Origin of the sequence: Zoogloea oryzae, from assembly GCF_030161255.1 — a bacterium.
Taxonomy (GTDB): domain Bacteria; phylum Pseudomonadota; class Gammaproteobacteria; order Burkholderiales; family Rhodocyclaceae; genus Zoogloea; species Zoogloea oryzae.
On sequence record NZ_BSPX01000010.1, the window covers coordinates 1 to 20,363 of the forward strand.

Below are 20,363 nucleotides of genomic sequence, written 5' to 3' on the forward strand. Positions count from 1 at the left end.
CAGGCTCACCGGCACCTGCCGCAACGAAACCCTGCGCGACGCCGCCGCCAACTGGGCCGAGGCGATGCGCTACGCCCGCTGCGTGGGCGGCACCGACTGCCTCGCCGGCATCGGCCGGCGCTGCCGCGGCGCGCTGATCTTCGGCGGCGAACGTGCCGACGCCAACCAGCGCCGAGTTGATCCCGCCGACCGGATCGTCACCCGCAACTACCTCGAAGCCGACACCCTCGCCGCCCTCGCCAGCGGCCAGCTCGCCAGCCTGCCCGCCACCTTCGCCATCAACGCGCCCGACCGCCCGGCCAGCGCCGACATCGCCCTATGCATTCCCTGATCCACGCCGCCGTACGCCAGCGCCATCGCGGCTTCACCCTCGTCGAGATGGCCGTCGTGCTGCTCGTCCTCACCCTCCTCGCTGGCGGGCTCACCGTCGGGTTGTCGACCCACCTCGCCCGCCGGGCCGAAGCCGCCACCGACGACGCCCTCGGCGAAGCCCGCGACGCACTACTCGGCTTCGTGGTGCGCAAGGGCTGCCTCCCCTGCCCCGCCAAAAGCGCCACCGACGGCGCCGAAGACCGCGTAAGCCCCACCGCCTGCCGCAAGCAGAATGGCCTGCTGCCCTGGGCCACCCTCGGCATCAAAGGGCTCGACGGCTGGTCGCGGCGCCTGCGCTACGCCGTCGCCGCACCATACGTGCAGCCGATCCGCAACGTTGTGACGGGCGAAAAGGCCAACCTCGCCGATGGCGATCTCGACATCAAGACCCGCAACCTCGACGGCGCCGAACTCTTCCTCACCACCGAAGGTGGGCGCAGCCCCGCGGTGATCCTCTCCCATGGCGCCAACGGCCTCGGCGCCACCGACCAGCAAGGCAACGCACTCGCCGCCCCCCCCGAAGGCAGCGACGAAGCCCGCAACGCCAGCGCCGACGGCAGGCTGTTCTTCAGCCGGCCCGCCTCCGACAACCCTGCAGCCCCCGGCGGCAGCTTCGACGACCGCGTCACCTGGCTGTCGCCCAACCTGCTCGCCCACCGCCTCATCAGCGCCGGCACGCTGCCCTGAGCACCGCCCTGCGGATGCACCACGCTGCGCACTACGACACACATCCCGACAATCAGCCCGGTGCAGCGGCTTGACCCCCGTTTCCCGCAGACGTGAAACTTGTCACGGTTCACTTCCGCAGGAAATCCGATGCCGGAGCCCTGGCTCTATCCCCCGCCCGGCCATCCAGTCCGCCGCTTCCTCAGGGCGATCCTGGACATCGGCGCGCACCCCGACGACGACGACGAAGCCAGCATCAGGAAAATCCGCCTGAACCTGGCCAGCGTGCTTTTTGCCACCGCAGCCCTGGTCTGGCTGGCGGGGGATCTGCTCGTGGACGGCAACCCGATGGCGCTCGCCGTCGCGGCGGTGCCCGTGCTCGCCGGGGGCAACCTGCTGCTTTTCAGGCGGCACCGGCGCGGCGGCCTGTACGGCCCGCCGCAACTCGGGCTGATGCTGGCCTTCCCCTTCGCGGCCCAGGCACTCCTCGGGCCGACGCCGGCCACCGCCGGGCTGCCCGTGTGGGCCATCCTTGCGCCCACTGCCGGCCTGCTGTGTCTCGGGGGGAAAGGGTCCGCGCCGTGGTTTGCGGGCTTTGTCGCGATCACGCTCGCCGCCGGCGCCCTGCTGCCGACGACCGCCCAGCCCTCCGCCCTCGCCCTGGCCTGCCACGTGACGCTCGTGGCCCTGGTGATCTACGTCCAGCTGCGCTTTGCGATGGGCCAGCGCAACAAGACCCGTGAACGCCTCGCCGACGCCCACCGGCAGTTACGCCTTGCCCAGGAGCGCTCCGAGCGCCTGCTGCTGAACATCCTGCCGGCCCCCATCGCCGCCCGCCTCAAGGACAACACCAGCACCATCGCCGACGGCCACCCGGAGGTGGTTGTGATGTTCGCCGACATCGTGGATTACACCCGCATCGCCAGCGGCATGACGCCCAAGGCGGTGTTCGAGATGCTCAACCGGATCTTCTGCCGCTTCGACGAGCTGTGCGAACAGCACGGCCTCGAGCGCATCAAGACCATCGGCGACGGCTACATGGTGGCCGGCGGGCTGCACGCCCACCCGATCGAACCCCACGCGGCAATGGCCACCCTGGCCCTCGACATGCAGGCCACCCTGCGCAACCACGACTTCACCGACGGGCTCGAGCTCGAGGTGCGCATCGGCATCGCCTCAGGCCCGGTGGTGGGGGGGGTGGTGGGCCGCGCCAAGTTCATCTACGACCTGTGGGGCGACACCGTCAATCTCGCCTTCCGCCTATGCACCGAGGGCGAGCCCAGCACCATCCAGTGCGACAGCCGCGCCTTCGAGCGCCTGCACGGCGCCTTCGCCTTCGCCAAGCCGATCCTCCTGATGCTCAAGGGCAAGGGCTACGTGCCGGTGTATCGCCTGCAGGGCCCGCGGATCTTCGCTGCGCCGGCGGCGACGGTCATCCAGCCGACGCGGGCCACCTGAGGCCATTGGCATTCACCGGCAAGCCGATCTGCATTAGAATACCCGTACTGTATCAATAGACATTGCCTTGCACGCGCCGTGCAGGGCTGCTCACGGGAGGCTAAATGAAGGTTCGGCAACAGGGCTTCACCCTGGTTGAAATCGCGGTCGTGCTGGTGATCATCGGGTTGCTGCTCGGCGGCATCCTGAAGGGGCAGGAGCTCATCAACAGCGCCAAGGTGAAGAACGTCATCGGCGATTTCCGCAACACCGCCACCTACATCTACGCCTACCAGGACCGCTTCCGCGCCCTGCCCGGCGACGACGCCGGCGTGGCCAACCGGCTGACCGGCGCGGTGCGGGCCACCACCGGCGGCACCTCCGGCAACGGGCGGATCGACGGCGCCTGGAACTCCACCACCGCCACCGACGAGACCGTGCTCTTCTGGCAGCACGTGCGCCTTGCCAACCTGGCCAGCGGCGACAGCCGCAACCCAGGCGCCGAAGGCGTGGTGATCGCCGACTGGGTGCCCCGCAATGCCTTCAGCGGGCGCATCGGCATCACCAGCACCAGCCCGCTCACCGGCTGGGGCGGGAGCTTCTTCATCTGCCAGGAAAACCTCGCCGGCACCTTTGCCCGGCAGGTGGATATCGCGATGGACGACGGCCTGCCCAACACCGGCACCGTCCGCCTGCTGTCAGGCGGCGCGGCTGTTGCCCAGGCCGATCTCAACGATGCGACGGTCTATACCGTGTGCGCCGCCTACTGAGGCTCAGACGCCCTTCAGCAGCCGGGTCTCGGCGCTGGATATCTGCGACGGCGTACCCAGCAGCACCAGCACGTCTTCCAGCTCGAGCCGCGTCTCGGGCACCGGGTCGACCACCCGGATGCGCTGACGCCGCACCGCGGTGATCTCCACGCCCAGCTCCCTCAGGCGCAGTTCGGCGAGGCTCTTGCCGATCGCGTACGCGCCGGCCTCCAGAGGCACGGAATGCAGGCGCACCTGCTGGCGCTCCTCGAGGGATTCCTCATGCAGGTGCTCGCCGCCCCGGTAGATGCCGCGCAGCAAGTGGTAGCGCTCGGCGCGGATCTCGCGGATGCGCTTGAGGATGCGCGGCAGCGGAATCCCCACCAGCGCCAGCGCGTGGGAAGCCAGCATCAGCGACGACTCCACCGACTCCGGCACCACCTCGGCGGCACCGGCCTCCTGCAGCTTCTCCAGATCCCGCTCGTCGGCGGTGCGCACCACCACCGGCACGTCCGGCCGGCAGGCCCGGACCATGCTCATCGCCCGCAGCGCTGCGTCGGTATCGGCGTAGGTGATGACCACCACCGACGCCCTGGCGATGCCCGCCGCCATCAGCGTCTCGCGCTTGGCCGCATCGCCGAACACCACCGTCTCGCCCGCCGCGGCGGCCTCGCGCACCCGTTCCGGGTCGAGATCCAGCGCGATGTAGGTGATGCCCTCCTGCTCCAGCAGGCGCCCGAGGTACTGGCCATTGCGGCCGAAGCCGCACAGGATCGCGTGCTTGTCCACGAACATCGACTGGGTGGCGATGCTGGTGAGCTGCAGCGAGCGGCTCATCCACTCCGACGGCACCAGACGCAGCACGATCTTCTCGCTGGCCTGCACGATCAGCGGCGCCAGCAGCATCGACAGCACCAGCGCTGCCACCACTACCTGCGACAACGCCGGCGGCAGCAGCCTGGCCTCGTCGATCTGCGACAGCAACACAAAACCGAACTCGCCCCCCGCGCAGAGCCACAGGCCGGTACGCGCCGCCGTCCCCTGGGGGCTGCCCAGCAGCCGCGACGCCGCCCCGGCGATCAGGAACTTGCCCACCAGCAGCGCCGCCAGCATGGCCAGCACCGCGGGCAGGCTGAGGATGATCTGCCCCACGTCCAGAAACATCCCCACCGTCACGAAGAACAGCCCCAGCAGCACGTCGCGAAAAGGCTTGATGTCCTCTTCCACGTGGTAGCGGTATTCGGTCTCGGAGATCAGCATCCCCGCCAGGAAAGCCCCCAGCGCCAGCGACAGCCCGACGATCTCGGTGAGCCACGCCAGCCCGAGGGTGATCAGCAGCACGTTGAGCATGAACAGCTCGGCCGACTTCTGGCGCGCCACGTAGAAGAACCACGTCCGCATCACCCGCTGGCCGAAGAACAGCACCAGCGAAAGCAGCGCCACCGCCTTGGCCGTCGCCAGCGCCAGGGTGTCGAACAGCGCATCGGCCGGCCCCGACAACGCAGGGATCAGGATCAAGAGCGGCACCACCGCCAGATCCTGGAACAGCAGCACGCCGATAGTCTCGCGGCCCTGCCTCGAATCCAGCTCGAGGCGATCCGACAGCAGCTTGGAGAGGATCGCCGTGGACGACATCGCCAGCGTGCCGCCAAGCGCAAAGCCCGCCCCCCAGCCCAGCCCGCCGATGCGCCCCGCGATCATCGCCAGCACGATGGACGCCAGCACCTGCATCGCACCCAAGCCGAATACGATGCGCTTCATGCTGTACAGCCGCGGCAGCGAGAACTCCAGCCCGATGGTGAACATCAGGAACACCACCCCGAACTCGGCGAGGTAGCGCGCCCCGCCGGTGTCCGGCATCAGGTTCATCGCGTGGGGCCCGACGGCCGCACCGACCATCAGGTAACCGAGCACCGGCGGCAGGTTGAGCGACCGGAAGATTCCGACCACCAGCACTGCGCCGGCAAGAAGGGCGAGCACAAGCTCGAGGGTATTGACCATGGAAGGCAGCAAGGGGCGCCCGGGACGGGCGGAATAGTCGATCTGATATACTCCTGAGCCCGATTATACCCACGCCGCCCATGAGCTCCGCCCCGAATCCCGCTGCGCACGACCGCGTCCTCGCCCTTGCCCGCCGCGTCCTCGAGATCGAGGCCGAAGCCGTTCACGCGCTCGCCGACCAGCTGGGCCCGGAATTCGTCAAGGCCGTCGACCTGATCCTCGCCTCCAGCGGCCGGGTCATCGTGTCGGGCGTCGGCAAGTCGGGCCACATCGGGCGCAAGTTCGCGGCCACCCTCGCCAGCACGGGCACGCCCGCGTATTTCGTGCACGCCGCCGAGGCTGCCCACGGCGACCTGGGCATGATCACCGCCAACGACGTGCTGATCGCCCTGTCCTACTCCGGCTCCGGCGAAGAACTCCTCAAGATCGTCCCCCTCGTCAAGCGCCAGGGCGCCCGGCTGATCGCCATCACCGGCAATCCGGAATCGCCCCTCGCCCGCGAGGCCGACGTGCATCTCAACGGCGCGGTGAAGGAAGAGGCCTGCCCGCTCAACCTCGCGCCCACCGCCAGCACCACCGCCAGCCTGGCCCTGTCCGACGCCCTCGCGGTGGCGCTGCTCGACGCCCGCGGCTTTGGCGCCGACGACTTCGCCCGCTCTCATCCGGGCGGCGCCCTCGGCCGTCGCCTGCTCACCCACGTCTCCGACGTGATGCGCAGCGGCAGCGCCGTCCCGAAAGTCACCGAAGACGCGCTGCTGGCCGACGCCCTGATGGAAATGACCCGCGCCGGCATGGGCATGACCGCCATCGTCGATGCCGACCAGCGCATCGTCGGCATCTACACCGACGGCGACCTGCGCCGCTCGCTCGCCAGCGGCTGCAACTTCAGCACCGCCCGCGTCGCCGACGTGATGAGCCGCGGCCCGCGCACCATCCATCCCGAAGCCCTCGCCGTCGAGGCCGCCGAGATGATGGAGACCCGGCGCATCAGCCAGCTGCTGGTGGCGGATTCCGCCGGCCGCCTGATCGGCGCCCTCAACCATCACGACCTGATGCTCGCCAAGGTCATCTGATGGCAGCCGCAACCCACACTTCGCGGAGCGCCCGATGAACGGCCGGGGCCACAGCCTCTTCCCCCTCGTGGTGCTGACCCTCCTCGCCGGCGTCTCGGTGTGGCTCGACCGGGTCACCCAGCAGCCCGCCGTCGCACGGGCCGAAAAAGCGCACGAGGCCGACTTCTCCGCCGACAAGCTCACCGTCCGCCGCTTCGACCTCACCGGCAAGATCCAGTACGTGCTGGTGGCAGACCGGATGGTCCACTACGCCGACGACGAAACCACCGAACTCGTCCGCCCGCGCCTCAACTACCTCAACCGGCCCGAGCCGGTGTGGGTCGAATCCAACTTCGCCCGCGTCAACAAGGACGGCGACGCCGTCGTCCTCACCGACAACGTCTTCGTCCGCCGCGACGCCACCGCCGGCAAGCCCGAATCCACCCTCCGCACCGAGGAAATGACCGTCTGGCCCGACGACGAGAAGATGCGCTCCGACAAACCCGTGGTCCTCACCCAGGGCAAGACGGTGATCAACGCCGAGCGCATGGAAAGCGACAACATCGTCGGCGAGGTCCGTCTGCAGGGCCAGGTCCGCGGCACCATCTACCGAAACACCCCGACGCCGAAACCATGAAACCATTCTTCCGGCTGCACGCCCATCTCGCCCCCCTCATCGCCATCGCCACCCTCGCGCTGGCCGCGCCCGCCCACGCCGAAAAGGCCGACCGCGGCAAGCCGGTCAACATCGAGGCCGACAAGGTGACGGTGGACGACAAGAACAAGATCCACATCTTCGAAGGCCACGTCGTGCTCACCCAGGGCACCCTCACCATCCGCAGCGACAAGCTGGTGGTGAGCCAGGATCAGGAAGGCTACCAGCGCGGTATCGCCACCGGCGGCGACGGCGGCCTCGCCCGCTTCCGCCAGAAGCGTGAAGGCAAGAACGAGTGGGTCGACGGCGAAGGCGAGCGCATCGAACACGACGCCCGCAGCGAGCTCTCCCAGTTCTTCCTCCGCGCCCGCGTGAAGAGCGGCGAGGACGAAGTGCGTGGCCAGTACATCCAGTTCAACGGCGTCACCGAAACCTACCTGGTCACCAACGGCCCCAACGCCACCACCCTGCCCAGCCAGCAGGGTCGCGTGCAGGTCACCATCCAGCCCAAGAAGAAGGACGGCGCAACCAACCCGTAATGGGCATGATGCGGCGCAAAGCCGCAGCCCTCAACAGTCTTCGGGTAGTTTCGCAAAATCCGTACAACTGTTTGATTGCAAAAGAATTGCAGCACCACAAAGATTATTGTGCGTCGCAACAAATAGTTGTTGACAGCTCTCCCGCTCTGAATATAATGGACTCCATTGCTGCGACGCACAAAGAGGCGTCGGATGATTTCAGGTAATTGATCCACATTCACTTAAGGAGATTGACATGACCACCCCCGAACAAATCGTTGCTGCCAACAAGGCTAACGTCGAAACCCTGCTGACCCTGGCCAACACCGCCTTCGCCAGCGCCGAGCGCATCGCTGCCCTCAACCTGAACACCGCCCGCGCTGTTCTGGAAGACTCCGTTGCCGCCGCCAAGACCCTGATGGGCGCCAAGGATGCTCAAGAGCTGCTGGCCCTGCAGACCTCCCTGGCCCAGCCGGTTGTCGAGAAGGCCGTTGCCTACTCCCGCAGCATCTACGAAATCGCTTCCCAGACCCAGGAAGAAGTTTCCAAGCTGTTCGAAGCTCAAGTTGCTGAAGCCAACAAGACCTTCGCTGCCGCCCTCGACAAGGCTGCCAAGTCCGCTCCCGCCGGTTCCGACGTCGCCGTGGCTGCTGTCAAGTCCGCCATCGCCGCCGCCAACTCCGCCTATGACAGCGTGACCAAGGCTGCCAAGCAAGTCGCCGAGATCGCCGAAGCCAACGTGGCTGCCGCGACCAACGCCACCGTCAAGGCCGTCAGCACCACCGCTCCCGCCAAGTCCTCCAAGAAGGCTGCCTAATCTGGCCAGCTGACTGGAAGCGGACGCCCCGCGCGCCCGTCTGACAGGCACAGAAAAGCCCGCCCTGCTTCGGCAGCGCGGGCTTTTTTGCGTCCACCGTCATCGCCCGGCGTGTCAATTTCGCGGGAAGGCATCACGGCATGGATGCAGAGCGGCGGGATACGTGATATTTTTCTCAGGTTGTGAAATCGCATTTCAGAAAGCGCATTTTGCAAGCGCGCCGGACCATCGAGGCTTGCGCAGGGCTGTCGTCAAAATAATCCAATACTGAGGGAAGACAAATGGCTACTGGGAAATCGAAGATCATCTACACGCTCACGGACGAAGCCCCGCTGCTCGCAACGTGCGCATTTCTTCCCATCATCCGGACCTTCACCGGCCCGGCGGGCATCGAGATCGAGAAGGCTGACATCTCCGTCTCTGCCCGCGTGCTCGCCGAGTTCTCCGAATGCCTGAGCGACGAGCAGAAGGTTCCCGACACCCTCGGCGCGCTGGGCAAGAAGACCCTCGAGCCGGACGCCAACATCATCAAGCTGCCGAACATCAGCGCCTCCGTGGCCCAGCTCAAGGCCTGTGTGAAGGAGCTGCAGGCCAAGGGTTACCCGATCCCCGACTACCCGGAAGCCCCGGCCACCGAAGAAGAGAAGGCCATCGCCGCCCGCTACGGCAAGTGCTTGGGCTCGGCCGTGAACCCGGTGCTGCGTGAAGGCAACTCCGACCGCCGCGCGCCCCTCGCCGTCAAGAACTACGCCCGCAAGAACCCCCACTCCATGGGTGAGTGGAAGCCCTGGTCGCGCACCCACGTGTCGCACATGCACAACGGCGACTTCTACCACGGCGAAAAGTCCATGACCCTGGACAAGGCCCGCAACGTGCGCATGGAGCTCATCGCCAAGGGCGGCAAGATCACCGTGCTCAAGCCGAAGGTCGCGCTGCTCGAAGGCGAGATCATCGACTCGATGTTCATGAGCAAGAAGGCCCTGTGCAAGTTCTACGAGGACCAGCTGGAAGACTGTCGTGAGTCCGGCATCCTGTTCTCGCTGCACGTGAAGGCGACGATGATGAAGATCTCGCACCCGATCGTGTTCGGCCACTGCGTGCGCATCTTCTACAAGGAAGCCTTCGAGAAGCACGAAGCGCTGTTCAACGAGCTGGGCATCAACGTCAACAACGGCATGGTCGATCTGTACGAGAAGATCAAGACCCTGCCGGAATCCAAGCGCGACGAGATCATCCGCGACCTGCACGCCTGCCAGGAACACCGTCCGAAGCTGGCGATGGTCGACTCCGCCAAGGGCATCACCAACTTCCACTCCCCCAACGACGTGATCGTCGACGCCTCCATGCCGGCGATGATCCGCTCGGGCGGCAAGATGTGGGGCGCCGACGGCAAGCAGTACGACACCAAGGCCGTGATGCCGGAATCGACCTTCGCCCGGATCTACCAGGAGATGATCAACTTCTGCAAGACCAACGGCAACTTCGACCCGAAGACCATGGGCACCGTGCCGAACGTCGGCCTGATGGCCCAGAAGGCCGAAGAATACGGTTCCCACGACAAGACCTTCGAGATCGCCGAAGACGGCATCGCCAACATCGTCGACATCGACACCGGTGAAGTGCTGCTCACCCAGAACGTCGAAGCCGGCGACATCTGGCGCATGTGCCAGGTGAAGGACGCCCCGATCCGTGACTGGGTCAAGCTGGCCGTCACCCGCGCCCGCAACTCCAACACCCCGGCGGTCTTCTGGCTCGACTCCTACCGCCCGCACGAAGCCGAGCTGATCAAGAAGGTCCAGACCTACCTGAAGGATCACGACACCAGCGGCCTCGAGATCTACATCATGTCCCAGGTCCGCGCCATGCGCTTCACCCTGGAACGCGTGATCCGCGGCCTCGACACCATCTCCGTCACCGGCAACATCCTGCGCGACTACCTCACCGACCTGTTCCCGATCATGGAACTGGGCACCTCCGCCAAGATGCTGTCCATCGTCCCGCTGATGGCCGGCGGCGGCATGTACGAAACCGGTGCCGGCGGCTCTGCGCCGAAGCACGTCCAGCAGCTCACCGAAGAAAACCACCTGCGCTGGGATTCCCTGGGCGAGTTCCTGGCTCTGGCCGTATCGCTGGAGGACCTGGGCCTCAAGGAAGGCAACAAGCGCGCCGTGCTGCTCGCCAAGACCCTCGACGCCGCCACCGGCAAGCTGCTCGACAACCGCAAGTCGCCGTCTCCCAAGACCGGTGAGCTCGACAACCGCGGCTCCCAGTTCTACCTGGCCATGTTCTGGGCCCAGGAACTGGCGAACCAGACCGAGGACACCGAGCTGGCCGCCCACTTCGCCAAGCTGGCCAAGGCCCTCACCGACAGCGAACAGCAGATCGTTGCCGAGCTGAAGACCGTCCAGGGCAAGGCCGTGGATATCGGTGGCTACTACAAGGCCGATTCCGACAAGTGCAAGGCCGTGATGCGTCCGAGCCCGACCCTGAACGCCGCCCTCAAGGCTGCCCGGGTGTAAGGAAAACCTGCCCCGCCACCACGGGGGCCAGTAGAAACGGGGGTGCGCCGGCAACGGCCCACCCCCGTTTTTTATTGCATCGACCCAAAGCCCGGCTTTCGCCGGGCTCTGTGCTTCCGGCCGATCAGTCGGGCACGCTCACGGTCCCCGCGGCGTAGCCGATCACGTCGGCCGCCGCCGGGCTGGTGGCGATCCGGGGTACGTTGCTGGCGCTGATCGCCGGCGCGCTGCCGGCCGTGCCGCCCCGCGGCGTCGTGTGCACCACCTGAGATGCCGGCAACGGCGCGCCGGTCTTCAGGTGAGCGTACATCAGGTCGAGGGCCTGATTGAAGTACACGTGCAGCGGCACGATCCGGCTGTCGTAGCCCGGCAAAAGATCGATGAAGGTGTCGAAGTGCTGGGCGTTGGTCACCTCGTAGTAGCGCAGCAGACTGCTACCGGCCTTCTGGCCGGCGCCGTAGTAGGCCCGGGCAGCGTGATTGACCGGGATCAGCGTGTCGGAGCGACCGGCCACGATGATCGTCGGCTTGGTGCCGAGCTTCGCCTCGACCTGCACTTCGCGGATGCCCTTCTGCACCTTCTCGGACAGGGCCAGCTGGGTGCCGGTGAGCTTGGCACCCGTCACCGGATCGACGCCCGTCACCATCGCCCGGGCGCACAGGGCGCCGTCCAGCGCGCCGTCGGCCCGGTTGGTGGAGGGCGACTTGGCGTTGATGTCCCGGGTCGGGCCGCCCACTGCGTCGTTGTAGACGAGGTTGATGCCGCTGGTGGGCGGCACGCCGTTGCCCACCGAGAAGATCATCGACTGGATGACCGCTGCAGTAGCCGTCACTGCGCCCGTACCGCCGGTGGTGGCGAAACTGAAGCCGCAGACGTTATCGAGCACGCTGAAGCGCCCGAGGGTGTTGAGGTAGGTGACGACGATGGACGGGGTGGCGAAGGCGTGGTGGGTGGCGTGGAGCACGTCGTGCTCGGCAGCCCAGCCGTAGGCGTGGAGCTTCTGCAGCGCCTCGTCCGCCTGACCGGCCAGGGTGGCGGCGGTGAGCAGCCCCTTTTCCTTCAGCGAGGTGCAGCGGTCGGTAGCATAGAAGGCCAGCGCAGCGCCGGCGGGCCCACCGGCGGCGGCGGCCGACAGCGCGGCGCAGGGCTGGTAGAGGTTGGCGTAGGTGAAGTAATCCAGCAGCGGCTTGCCGATGGTGGGCACGGTGGCCGAGCCCTGCTTGATGGTGATGCCGGAGACGTCCTTCGGCTGGATCTGCGGCTCGCTCACCGCCACGCCGTCGATCAGGCCGAGGCGGTCCTGCTCGGCGGCCATCAGCGCGGCGCCGGCGCCATTGGAGGCCGACGAGGCGATCACGATGGTGTTGGCCGGGCGGATCACCCGCGGCTTCTTGCCGCTGGCATCGGCGGTCGAGTACTTCTCGTTGAGCACGTAGAAGGCGAAGGCGACCGCATCCAGCGTGTTGCGGCCCCAGTCCTTCTCGGGGTTCTGCTGGGAGTGGGCGTGCTTGTAGGCGATGCGGTTGGGGGTGGCGACGTTGAAGGCGTCCAGCTGGCTCTTGGTGATGTCGGCCGCAAAGTGGGCCTTCTTGCCCGCAGCCGACGCCGTCGAGACCGTGCCGTCGATCATGTTCACCGTGTCACGGGCCAGGTCGTGCATGCCGTTGCCGCTGCCCTTGTCGGTGTAGGCCACCGCGCAGCCGTGCTTGAGGCCCCATTCGCCCGAGGTGCCAATGGCGCCGTAGATGCCGCGGGAACCCGACGAAGTGGCGGTGATGATGCAGGGTTTGGTCCGGTCGAAGCTGTCGGGCACCTGGACCATCAGCGTGACCTTGCGCTTGCCGCTGGAATCCCCCGAGTAGGCGATGGCCTCGAGCCCGGGGATCTTGCCTTCGCCCAGGGTGTCGTTGCCATTCACGTCGATGTTGGGGCCGTAGAGCGTGCCAAAGCCACCGGCCGCCTTGTTGGCATCGACCAGCGCCCGGTAGTTGGTGTGGATGGCGTAGCGGCGCAGTTCGGCGGCGCTGCCGAAGATCGCGGTGGTGGCGGCGGAGAGGCCGCTCTTGCCGTAGCCGGCAGTGAGCAGGTCGTCGGAGACGCCGTCGTAGGTTTTGGTGGTGTAGGTGTCGGCCCAGACGTGTTCGGGCATCACGTTGTAGGTGCCGAAGCCGCCGCCGGTCGGGCGCGCATCGACCAGGGTGAGCAGGCGGTCGGTCTCGTCGCCTTCCGCCTCGGCGGTGCCCGGCGTGAAGCGCGCACTGCGCAGGCTTTCCGGGCGCTTGCCGAGTTCGGCTTCGAGGGCGTCGAGGAGCCTGGAATCCGCATTGGCGACGGCGGCATTGCTCACCGACTTGAAGCTGCCGGCGGCAAAGGCGGCCTGCAGTTCGGCGGTGGTGGTGGCGCCAAGCGCCAGCAGGGCGACGCTGTTGGTGGCGTTGTTGATGTTGGCCGGCTTGCCACGGTCGTCCTCGGTGACGAGCGCATGCCAGACACCCTTGGTGCCGGTGACCTGGAGCATCAGCGGATAGCTGAGGCCGGACGTATCGAAGACGTAGTTGCCGCTGGCGTCGGTGGTGACGCTGCGCGTCGTGCCCGCGGCATCCTTGACGGTGACGACGGCATTGGCAATGGCCAGGCCCTCGGCGGCGATGCCGCTCACGCTGTGATTGCTGCTGCCACCACCGCCGCAGGCGGCGAGGATCAGGGTGCTGCCGACAGCCAGGGCAATTGCCCGCATGCGAATCCGGTGTTCCATGGGTCTCCTCCGATTATCGTTTCGGGATGGCGTCGCTTGGGCGACGTCCGCCTTTCATGTTGGGACCATCGGACGGAGGATGACACTGGGGTTTACCTGAATCAGCCCAAAAAAAACCGCCGGCATGACCGGCGGAAGCATTGGAGCCGACTGAAGCGCTCGACTCAGATCATCCGGCAGGCGCGCTGTCGTCGGCGTAAAGGTGCGAGAAGCGCAGCTCCTGGGGATAGGGGTAAAAGTCTTCCACGTAGCCATTGCGGATCTTCTGCTGGGCGTCCTGCCAGAAGCGCGGGTCGAGCAGGTTGCGATGATGCTTGAGGAAGGCCTTGCGGATGCGCGCCTGGCCCAGCAGGAAGGTGGCGAACTCTTCCGGGAAGATGTCCATCGGCCCGGCCGAATACCAGGGCTCGCCGGACATCTCCATCTCTTCGTTGGGCGCCGGCGGGATCTTGCGGAAGTTGCAGTCGGTCATGTACTCGATCTCGTCGTAGTCGTAGAACACGACACGGCCGTAGCGGGTGACGCCGAAGTTCTTCCACAGCATGTCGCCCGGGAAGATGTTGGCGATGGCGAGCTCGCCGATGGCCTGGCCGTATTCCTTGACGGCTTCTTCGACCTGCTCCTCGCTGGCCTTGTCGAGGTAGATGTTGAGGGGCGTCATGCGCCGCTCGATGTAGAGGTGCTTGACCACCAGCGTGTCGCCGTCCTCCTCGATCACCGAAGGCGCCAGCTCGCGCAGCTGGGCGATGAGATCGGGGTGGAAGCGGCTGCGCGGCAGCGCCACGTTGGAGAACTCCAGCGTGTCGGCCATCCGCCCGACCCGGTCCACCTGGCGCACCAGCAGGTATTTGCGCTTCACGGTGGCGCGGTCCATGTTCTTCGAGCTGCCGAAGGTGTCCTTGATGATCTTGAACACGTAGGGATACGACGGCAGCGTGAACACCAGCATCACCAGCCCGCGGATGCCCGGCGCCTCGATGAACTGGTCGTTGGAATGGCGCAGGTGGGCGATGAGATCCCGGAAGAAGATCGTCTTGCCCTGCTTGCCCAGGCCCAGCATGGTGTAGAGCTCGGAGCGCGGCTTGTGGGGCATGATGCTGCGCAGGAACTGCACGTAGCCCGACGGCACCTCCATGTCGACGAGGAAGTACGCGCGGGAGAGCGAGAACAGCAGCGAGATCCGCCAGGTGTCGAGGAGGATGGTGTCGAGGTAGAGCATCCCCGACGCCCCGTGGCGCACCGCGATCACGAAGGGGTATTCCTGGTAGCCGTTGATGGCCTTGCCGATGATGTAGGCCGTCTTGTTGCGGTAGAACGCCGAGTACAGCACCTGGATCTGGCAGTTCACCTCCATCTTCGGCCACTCGCCCAGGTGGCGCTCAACGGTGCGCATCACGTAGTCCACATCCCGGTCGAGATCCTCGAAGGAACGCTGCCAGTCGAAATCCTCGATGATCCGGCGGATCGTCGCCCGCAGGCCTTCGTCCTGAGGGTAGTAGCTCGAATAGGTGGGCGGGAAGGATTCGATGTAATCCGTCGAGATCGCCGGGCGGGTGAAGATGTAGGCGTTGTTGAAGTAATCCCGGTGCAGGATCTTGGTGGTCACCGAGTTGAAGAAGGTCTCGGCGAGCTCCGGCTGCTTGTGGTTGATGAGCAGCCCGATGAACTGCAGCTTCGCCGCCTGCCAGGTGGCGTCGTCGATGGATTCGGCATTGAACTCCTCATGCAGGCGCTGCACCGTCTCGTTCACCCGGTCATCGTAGAACTGCACCCGGTCGCGCACCGCCGACAGCTGTCCCTGCCAGTCGGCCGCCTCGTAGCTTTCCTTGGCCCGGCGGGATGTCTCGCGAAATATCCGGTAGTGCTTGTTGAAGCCCTCGACCATGGCGTGCGCGATGGCCTGGGCAACCGGGTTTTCGGTGGCACTGCTATCCATCTTCCTTCCCCTCGAACGATGCGCGATGCGCTGTTTCCGGCGATGAGCCGCCGCATGTAGCCCGCAAGTCTAGCACCGCCGTTTTCCCGCACCCAGCCGCCGGAATGCCGCACTGCACAAGGATTTCGGGGAATTTTCCGGTGCTTTTAGTGGTCACACATTTCGGACATAATCAGTCCGGTTTGCTGCCGCCGCGCCCGGCAAAGGGGTTGGCCCGGCAGGGAGCAGATAGTGAATCGGCTGTCGCCGGGCAATGGCCCCCGACGACGTTTCGCCAACAGCAGAAGTCGCGCGTGGCAGCCTCCACGACCCGGCCGATTCGCCCACACATCCGAAACATTGCGAGGGAGTTGGAATGAGTTCTTCTCTGATCAAGGTGCCGGCAGGCGGTCAAAAAATCGTTGCTGGCCAGGCTATCCCAGACAATCCCATCATCCCGTTCATCGAGGGTGACGGCATCGGCATCGACATCACCCCGGTGATGATCAAGGTCATCGACGCCGCGGTGAGCAAAGCCTACGGCGGCAAGAAGAAGATTCACTGGATGGAGGTCTACGCCGGCGAGAAATCCACCCAGCTATACGGCCCCGACGAATGGTTCCCGAAGGAAACCTTCGACGCCCTGAAGGAATACTGCGTGTCCATCAAGGGCCCGATGACCACGCCGGTCGGCGGCGGCATCCGCTCCCTCAACGTGGCCCTGCGCCAGGAACTGGATCTTTACCAGTGCGTGCGCCCGGTGCAGTACTTCAAGGGCGTGCCCTCGCCCCTCAAGCGGCCAGACCTGGTGAACATGGTGATCTTCCGTGAGAACACCGAGGACATCTACGCTGGTGTCGAATGGGCGGCCGAATCCGAGGCGGTGAAGAAAGTCATCAAGTTCCTCACCGAGGAGATGGGCGTCAAGAAGATCCGCTTCCCGGAAACCTCCGGCATCGGCATCAAGCCGGTGTCCATCGAGGGCACCACCCGCCTGGTTCGCGCGGCCATCAAGTACGCGATCGACAACGACCGCAAGTCGGTGACCATCGTGCATAAGGGCAACATCATGAAGTTCACCGAGGGCCTGTTCCGCGACGTGGGCTACAAGGTGGCGCAGCAGGAGTTCGGCGCCGAGCCGATCGATGGCGGCCCGTGGTGCAAGTTCAAGAACCCCAAGACCGGCCGCGAGATCATCGTCAAGGACGCCATCGCAGACGCCTTCCTGCAGCAGATCCTGCTGCGCCCGGCCGAGTACGACGTGATCGCCACCTGCAACCTCAACGGCGACTACATCTCCGACGCGCTGGCGGCGCAGGTGGGCGGCATCGGCATCGCGCCGGGGGCCAACATCTCCGACCAGTACGCCTGCTTCGAGGCCACCCACGGCACCGCACCCAAGTACGCCGGCCTCGACAAGGTCAATCCGGGGTCGATCATCCTCTCCGCCGAGATGATGCTGCGCCACCTGGGCTGGACGGAAGCCGCCGACCTGGTCATCAAGGCGATGGAAGCCGCCATCGGCGACAAGATCGTCACCTACGACTTCGCCCGCCTGATGGAAGGCGCCACCGAAGTGTCGTGCTCAGAGTTCGGCGACGCGATGATCGAACGCATGTAAATCCTGTCCGCCGGCGGCAGCGCCAGCACAAAGCAAAAGCCCCCTCCGCATCGAGGGGGCTTTTTCGTCTGGCAGGTGCGGAACAGCGGACGTCAGCCCCAGCCCGACTCTTGCAACCATGGGCCGGGCCCAGCCGCCAGGGCGTCGCGGATGTAGGGCACGGTCGCCTCGGGCAGCGCGTCGGGCGCACACCAGCGCAGGTCATCGCAGCGATCAGGTTCGGCGATCACGGGCTCGCCCTGCCAGACGGACGCCCGCAGGAAGAAGTCGATGCGATTGGTGTCGGAGCGCCGATGCACGACGCCCACCACCGCCAGCGCCGACTCGGCGAGCTCGATGCCCAGCTCCTCGCGCATCTCGCGCACAGCGGTTGCGCGCAGGGATTCGCCCTCCTCCACATGCCCGCCGGGCAGGCTGTAGAGGCCATCGAAAAACCCCGTACCGGCCCTGCGCATCAGCAGCACGCGGCCGTCCCGCTCCAGCAGAACATGCACGCCAGTGGGGATGCCGGGATGCCGCATCAGTGCTTGCCCGTGCTGCCGAAACCGCCTTCGCCGCGATCGCTCTCGTCGAAGGATTCAACCACGTTGAAAGCCACCTGCAGCACCGGCACCACCACCAGCTGGGCGACGCGCTCCATCGGCTGGATCGTGAAGTGGTCGTGGCCGCGGTTCCAGACCGACACGAAGATCTGGCCCTGGTAATCCGAATCAATCAGCCCGACCAGATTGCCCAGCACGATGCCGTGCTTGTGGCCCAGGCCGGAGCGCGGGAGGATCATCGCCGCCAGGCCCGGATCGGCCAGGTGGATCGCGATGCCGGTGGGCACCAGCGTGGTGTGGCCGGGCGCCAGATTGATCGGGGCCTCCAGGCAGGCGCGCAGGTCCAGCCCAGCCGAGCCGCTGGTGGCGTAGGCCGGCGGCTGCTGCTTGAGGCGGTCGTCGAGGATGCGGATGTCGATGCTTTGCATGGTCGTCTCGTTCGGTTGGATTCAGGACTTGGGCAGCAGGCCCGCCAGATGGGCCACGATGGCGCGGGCCACGTCGGGCTTGGGCGCCCGGGGCAGCGGATGGCGGCCGGCGTCGTCGAACAGCACCACCTGGTTGTCGTCGCCACCCAGGCCATCCTGCACCAGGTTGCCGACGATCAGCGGCAGCTTCTTGGCCTTGCGCTTGCCCTCGGCGTACTGGTCGAGGTTCTGGCTCTCGGCGGCAAAACCCACGCAGAACGGCGGGTTCGGCAGCCCGGCCACATCGGCCAGAATGTCTGGGTTCGGCGTGAGGGTGATCGCCATCTCGGCGCCGGATTTCTTGATCTTGTGCTCGGCGGAAGTAGCCGGGCGGTAATCCGCCACCGCCGCCACGCCGATGAACACGTCGGCGCCGGGCAGCGCGGCAAACACTGCCTCGCGCATCTCGAGCGCGCTCTTCACGCTCACCCGCGCACAGCCCGCCGGCACCGGCAGCGCCACCGGGCCGCTCACGATCGTCACGTCGGCGCCCGCCTGGGCGCAGGCGCGGGCGAGGCCATAGGCCATCTTGCCGGAGCTGGAGTTGGTGATGCCGCGCACCGGATCGATGGGCTCGAAGGTCGGCCCGGCGGTCATCACGATGCGCCGTCCCGCCAGCTGCTTGGGCTGGAAGAAGCCGATCACCGCTTCGCACAGCGCCTCCGGCTCCAGCATCCGCCCCAGGCCCACTTCACCACAGGCCTGCTCGCCCGCCGCAGGGCCGAACAGCGTCACACCGTCGTCGGCCAGCTGGCGCACGTTGCGCTGGGTCGCCGGGTGCTCCCACATCTGGCGGTTCATCGCCGGCGCCACCAGCAGCGGGCAATCCCGGGCGAGGCACAGCGTGGTGAGCAGATCGTCGGCGAGGCCATGCACCAGCTTGGCCATCACGTCTGCGGTGGCTGGGGCGATGAGGATCGCGTCAGCGTCGCGGGTGAGGTCGATGTGGGCCATGTTGTTGCCCATCCGCGGATCCCACAGATCCGTCCACACCGGGTTGCCCGACAGCGCCTGGAAGGTGACCGCAGTGACGAAACGCGCCCCGCCTTCGGTGAGCACCACATGCACATCCGCGCCGGCCTTGCCCAGCAAGCGCACCAGTTCGGCCGCCTTGTAGGCCGCCACCCCGCCGGTCACGCCCAGCACCAGTTTCCTGCCCTTCAGCTCGCTCATGCCAATGTTATAATCCACATCTTTCGGAAGCTGGAATTGTACACGCCATGGCAATCACCGACTGGCCTGCCGACGAACGCCCTCGTGAGCGCCTGCTCGCCCGGGGCGCCGCCGCGCTCTCCGACGCCGAACTCCTGGCGCTGTTCCTGCGCGTAGGCATCAAGGGCAAGAGCGCCGTGGATCTCGCCCGCGACCTGCTCACCGAGTTCGGCAGCCTGACCGCCCTGTGCAGCGCATCGCCCGGCGCCTTCTCGGCGATCCCCGGAATGGGTCTCGCCAAGTATGCCCAGCTGCAGGCCGTGCTCGAGCTCGCCCGCCGCGCCCTGGGCGAGGAGATGGCCCAGCGCGATGTGTTCGACTCCCCCGCCGCAGTGCGCGACTGGCTGCGTCTCAAGCTCGGCCGGCTGCCCCGCGAAGTCTTCCTGGTGATCCTGCTCGACAGCCAGAACCGGGTCATCGGCAGCGAGGAACTCTTCCAGGGCACCCTCGCCCAGACCTCAGTCCATCCCCGCGAAGTAGTCAAACTGGTGCTCGCCCACAACGCCGCGGCGGTCATCCTGGCCCACAACCATCCATCGGGTGTCGGCGAGCCCAGCCAGGCCGATCGGCTCCTCACCGACACCCTCAAACAGGCGCTCGCGCTTGTGGACGTGCGGGTTCTGGACCACTTCATCGTCGCCGGCAATGCCAGTCCGGTATCCTTCGCAGAGCGCGGCCTGCTCTAGGTTTCAAGGGCCTTGACGGGCTTTCCGCACGAAAAACGCGGCAAGCTCTTGATTCAAGCGAAGTTCGTCCTCTATAATCGACGGTCTTACCGAATCAAACCAGTTTGGAGCAACAAATGGCTCGCGTTTGCCAAGTGACCGGAAAAGCACCGATGGTGGGCAACAACGTTTCCCACGCGAATAACAAAACCAAGCGCCGCTTCCTGCCGAACCTGCAAAACCGCAAGTTCTGGAGCGAAGCCGAGAACCGCTGGGTGCGCCTGCGCGTATCCAACGCTGCCCTGCGCACCATTGACAAAAAAGGCATCGACGAAGTCGTCGCTGAGCTTCGCGCTCGCGGCGAAAAGGTCTGATCCTTTTAACACCAGGAGATAGATCG

Annotated in this window: 17 protein-coding genes and 1 pseudogene; 12 read left to right on the plus strand and 6 right to left on the minus strand. The window is 66.2% G+C overall.

Going from position 1 to position 20,363, the window contains the following annotated elements:
• From QQK25_RS05160 to QQK25_RS05175, 4 genes and pseudogenes are all read left to right on the plus strand, one after another.
• Positions 1-331 (plus strand): annotated as a pseudogene (locus QQK25_RS05160) (hypothetical protein); the annotation flags it as partial.
• Positions 319-1,059 carry a prepilin-type N-terminal cleavage/methylation domain-containing protein gene (locus QQK25_RS05165; protein ID WP_284186982.1) on the plus strand — a complete coding sequence of 247 codons (741 nt, stop codon included), beginning with the start codon at positions 319-321 and terminating at the stop codon, positions 1,057-1,059. The pseudogene QQK25_RS05160 and the gene QQK25_RS05165, both read left to right, overlap by 13 nt.
• Before the next feature lie 129 nt (positions 1,060-1,188).
• On the plus strand, positions 1,189-2,496 hold the full coding sequence (locus tag QQK25_RS05170) for an adenylate/guanylate cyclase domain-containing protein (RefSeq protein ID WP_284186983.1): 1,308 nt from the start codon (positions 1,189-1,191) through the stop codon (positions 2,494-2,496).
• A 104-nt stretch (positions 2,497-2,600) separates the two neighbouring features.
• The gene (locus QQK25_RS05175; RefSeq protein WP_284186984.1) at positions 2,601-3,245 is read left to right on the plus strand and encodes a prepilin-type N-terminal cleavage/methylation domain-containing protein; all 645 of its coding nucleotides are present in this window, start codon (positions 2,601-2,603) and stop codon (positions 3,243-3,245) included.
• Positions 3,246-3,248: 3 nt separating this feature from the next.
• Here the strand turns inward: QQK25_RS05175 and QQK25_RS05180 are convergent, their stop codons facing one another.
• Complete coding sequence (locus tag QQK25_RS05180; protein ID WP_284186985.1) at positions 3,249-5,225, minus strand: monovalent cation:proton antiporter family protein; 1,977 nt, start codon at positions 5,223-5,225, stop codon at positions 3,249-3,251.
• Between the two features lie 80 nt (positions 5,226-5,305).
• On the opposite strand from QQK25_RS05180, the gene QQK25_RS05185 reads away from it, so the two are divergent.
• The 5 genes from QQK25_RS05185 (at position 5,306) to QQK25_RS05205 (ending at position 10,786) form a co-directional block, all read left to right on the plus strand.
• Positions 5,306-6,298, plus strand: coding sequence for a KpsF/GutQ family sugar-phosphate isomerase (locus tag QQK25_RS05185; RefSeq protein ID WP_284186986.1), 993 nt, complete (start codon positions 5,306-5,308; stop codon positions 6,296-6,298).
• A gap of 34 nt (positions 6,299-6,332) precedes the next feature.
• Positions 6,333-6,914: an LPS export ABC transporter periplasmic protein LptC gene (gene lptC / locus QQK25_RS05190; RefSeq protein ID WP_284186987.1), complete on the plus strand. Its 582-nt coding sequence runs from the start codon at positions 6,333-6,335 to the stop codon at positions 6,912-6,914.
• Positions 6,911-7,471: a lipopolysaccharide transport periplasmic protein LptA gene (gene lptA / locus QQK25_RS05195; protein ID WP_153161176.1), complete on the plus strand. Its 561-nt coding sequence runs from the start codon at positions 6,911-6,913 to the stop codon at positions 7,469-7,471. Before lptC ends, lptA begins: the two co-directional genes overlap by 4 nt.
• 235 nt (positions 7,472-7,706) lie before the next feature.
• Positions 7,707-8,267: a phasin family protein gene (locus QQK25_RS05200; protein WP_153161175.1), complete on the plus strand. Its 561-nt coding sequence runs from the start codon at positions 7,707-7,709 to the stop codon at positions 8,265-8,267.
• A 281-nt stretch (positions 8,268-8,548) separates the two neighbouring features.
• Positions 8,549-10,786, plus strand: a complete 2,238-nt coding sequence (locus QQK25_RS05205; protein WP_284186988.1) for an NADP-dependent isocitrate dehydrogenase — start codon at positions 8,549-8,551, stop codon at positions 10,784-10,786.
• Between the two features lie 124 nt (positions 10,787-10,910).
• Here the strand turns inward: QQK25_RS05205 and QQK25_RS05210 are convergent, their stop codons facing one another.
• Together QQK25_RS05210 and aceK are read right to left on the minus strand one after the other, a co-directional pair.
• Complete coding sequence (locus QQK25_RS05210) at positions 10,911-13,541, minus strand: 3-hydroxybutyrate oligomer hydrolase family protein (RefSeq protein ID WP_284186989.1); 2,631 nt, start codon at positions 13,539-13,541, stop codon at positions 10,911-10,913.
• A 169-nt stretch (positions 13,542-13,710) separates the two neighbouring features.
• The gene (gene aceK, locus QQK25_RS05215) at positions 13,711-15,477 is read right to left on the minus strand and encodes a bifunctional isocitrate dehydrogenase kinase/phosphatase (RefSeq protein WP_284186990.1); all 1,767 of its coding nucleotides are present in this window, start codon (positions 15,475-15,477) and stop codon (positions 13,711-13,713) included.
• A 355-nt stretch (positions 15,478-15,832) separates the two neighbouring features.
• On the opposite strand from aceK, the gene icd reads away from it, so the two are divergent.
• Complete coding sequence (icd, locus tag QQK25_RS05220) at positions 15,833-17,077, plus strand: NADP-dependent isocitrate dehydrogenase (protein WP_284186991.1); 1,245 nt, start codon at positions 15,833-15,835, stop codon at positions 17,075-17,077.
• Between the two features lie 92 nt (positions 17,078-17,169).
• Here the strand turns inward: icd and QQK25_RS05225 are convergent, their stop codons facing one another.
• The 3 genes from QQK25_RS05225 to coaBC are packed head-to-tail and all read right to left on the minus strand — an operon-like array spanning position 17,170 to position 19,259.
• Positions 17,170-17,598 carry an NUDIX hydrolase gene (locus QQK25_RS05225; RefSeq protein WP_284186992.1) on the minus strand — a complete coding sequence of 143 codons (429 nt, stop codon included), beginning with the start codon at positions 17,596-17,598 and terminating at the stop codon, positions 17,170-17,172.
• The gene (dut, locus tag QQK25_RS05230; RefSeq protein ID WP_284186993.1) at positions 17,598-18,047 is read right to left on the minus strand and encodes a dUTP diphosphatase; all 450 of its coding nucleotides are present in this window, start codon (positions 18,045-18,047) and stop codon (positions 17,598-17,600) included. The genes QQK25_RS05225 and dut overlap by 1 nt, the downstream gene beginning before the upstream one ends.
• Positions 18,048-18,068: 21 nt before the next feature.
• A complete protein-coding gene (coaBC, locus tag QQK25_RS05235) occupies positions 18,069-19,259 on the minus strand; it encodes a bifunctional phosphopantothenoylcysteine decarboxylase/phosphopantothenate--cysteine ligase CoaBC (protein WP_284186994.1) in 1,191 nt (396 codons plus the stop codon).
• A 47-nt stretch (positions 19,260-19,306) separates the two neighbouring features.
• Between coaBC and radC the strand changes: the two genes are divergently transcribed.
• Together radC and rpmB are read left to right on the plus strand one after the other, a co-directional pair.
• Positions 19,307-19,984, plus strand: a complete 678-nt coding sequence (gene radC, locus QQK25_RS05240; RefSeq protein WP_284186995.1) for a RadC family protein — start codon at positions 19,307-19,309, stop codon at positions 19,982-19,984.
• Between the two features lie 116 nt (positions 19,985-20,100).
• Positions 20,101-20,337: a 50S ribosomal protein L28 gene (gene rpmB / locus QQK25_RS05245; protein ID WP_153161167.1), complete on the plus strand. Its 237-nt coding sequence runs from the start codon at positions 20,101-20,103 to the stop codon at positions 20,335-20,337.
• Positions 20,338-20,363: the final 26 nt, after the last annotated feature.

Bases quoted from the DNA above. Each gene is read 5' to 3' on its own strand.
- QQK25_RS05165 (WP_284186982.1), top strand. From the start codon at position 319: ATGCATTCCCTGATCCACGCCGCCGTACGCCAGCGCCATCGCGGCTTC.
- QQK25_RS05170 (WP_284186983.1), top strand. From the start codon at position 1,189: ATGCCGGAGCCCTGGCTCTATCCCCCGCCCGGCCATCCAGTCCGCCGC.
- QQK25_RS05175 (WP_284186984.1), top strand. From the start codon at position 2,601: ATGAAGGTTCGGCAACAGGGCTTCACCCTGGTTGAAATCGCGGTCGTG.
- QQK25_RS05180 (WP_284186985.1), bottom strand. From the start codon at position 5,225: ATGGTCAATACCCTCGAGCTTGTGCTCGCCCTTCTTGCCGGCGCAGTG.
- QQK25_RS05185 (WP_284186986.1), top strand. From the start codon at position 5,306: ATGAGCTCCGCCCCGAATCCCGCTGCGCACGACCGCGTCCTCGCCCTT.
- lptC (WP_284186987.1), top strand. From the start codon at position 6,333: ATGAACGGCCGGGGCCACAGCCTCTTCCCCCTCGTGGTGCTGACCCTC.
- lptA (WP_153161176.1), top strand. From the start codon at position 6,911: ATGAAACCATTCTTCCGGCTGCACGCCCATCTCGCCCCCCTCATCGCC.
- QQK25_RS05200 (WP_153161175.1), top strand. From the start codon at position 7,707: ATGACCACCCCCGAACAAATCGTTGCTGCCAACAAGGCTAACGTCGAA.
- QQK25_RS05205 (WP_284186988.1), top strand. From the start codon at position 8,549: ATGGCTACTGGGAAATCGAAGATCATCTACACGCTCACGGACGAAGCC.
- QQK25_RS05210 (WP_284186989.1), bottom strand. From the start codon at position 13,541: ATGGAACACCGGATTCGCATGCGGGCAATTGCCCTGGCTGTCGGCAGC.
- aceK (WP_284186990.1), bottom strand. From the start codon at position 15,477: ATGGATAGCAGTGCCACCGAAAACCCGGTTGCCCAGGCCATCGCGCAC.
- icd (WP_284186991.1), top strand. From the start codon at position 15,833: ATGAGTTCTTCTCTGATCAAGGTGCCGGCAGGCGGTCAAAAAATCGTT.
- QQK25_RS05225 (WP_284186992.1), bottom strand. From the start codon at position 17,598: ATGCGGCATCCCGGCATCCCCACTGGCGTGCATGTTCTGCTGGAGCGG.
- dut (WP_284186993.1), bottom strand. From the start codon at position 18,047: ATGCAAAGCATCGACATCCGCATCCTCGACGACCGCCTCAAGCAGCAG.
- coaBC (WP_284186994.1), bottom strand. From the start codon at position 19,259: ATGAGCGAGCTGAAGGGCAGGAAACTGGTGCTGGGCGTGACCGGCGGG.
- radC (WP_284186995.1), top strand. From the start codon at position 19,307: ATGGCAATCACCGACTGGCCTGCCGACGAACGCCCTCGTGAGCGCCTG.
- rpmB (WP_153161167.1), top strand. From the start codon at position 20,101: ATGGCTCGCGTTTGCCAAGTGACCGGAAAAGCACCGATGGTGGGCAAC.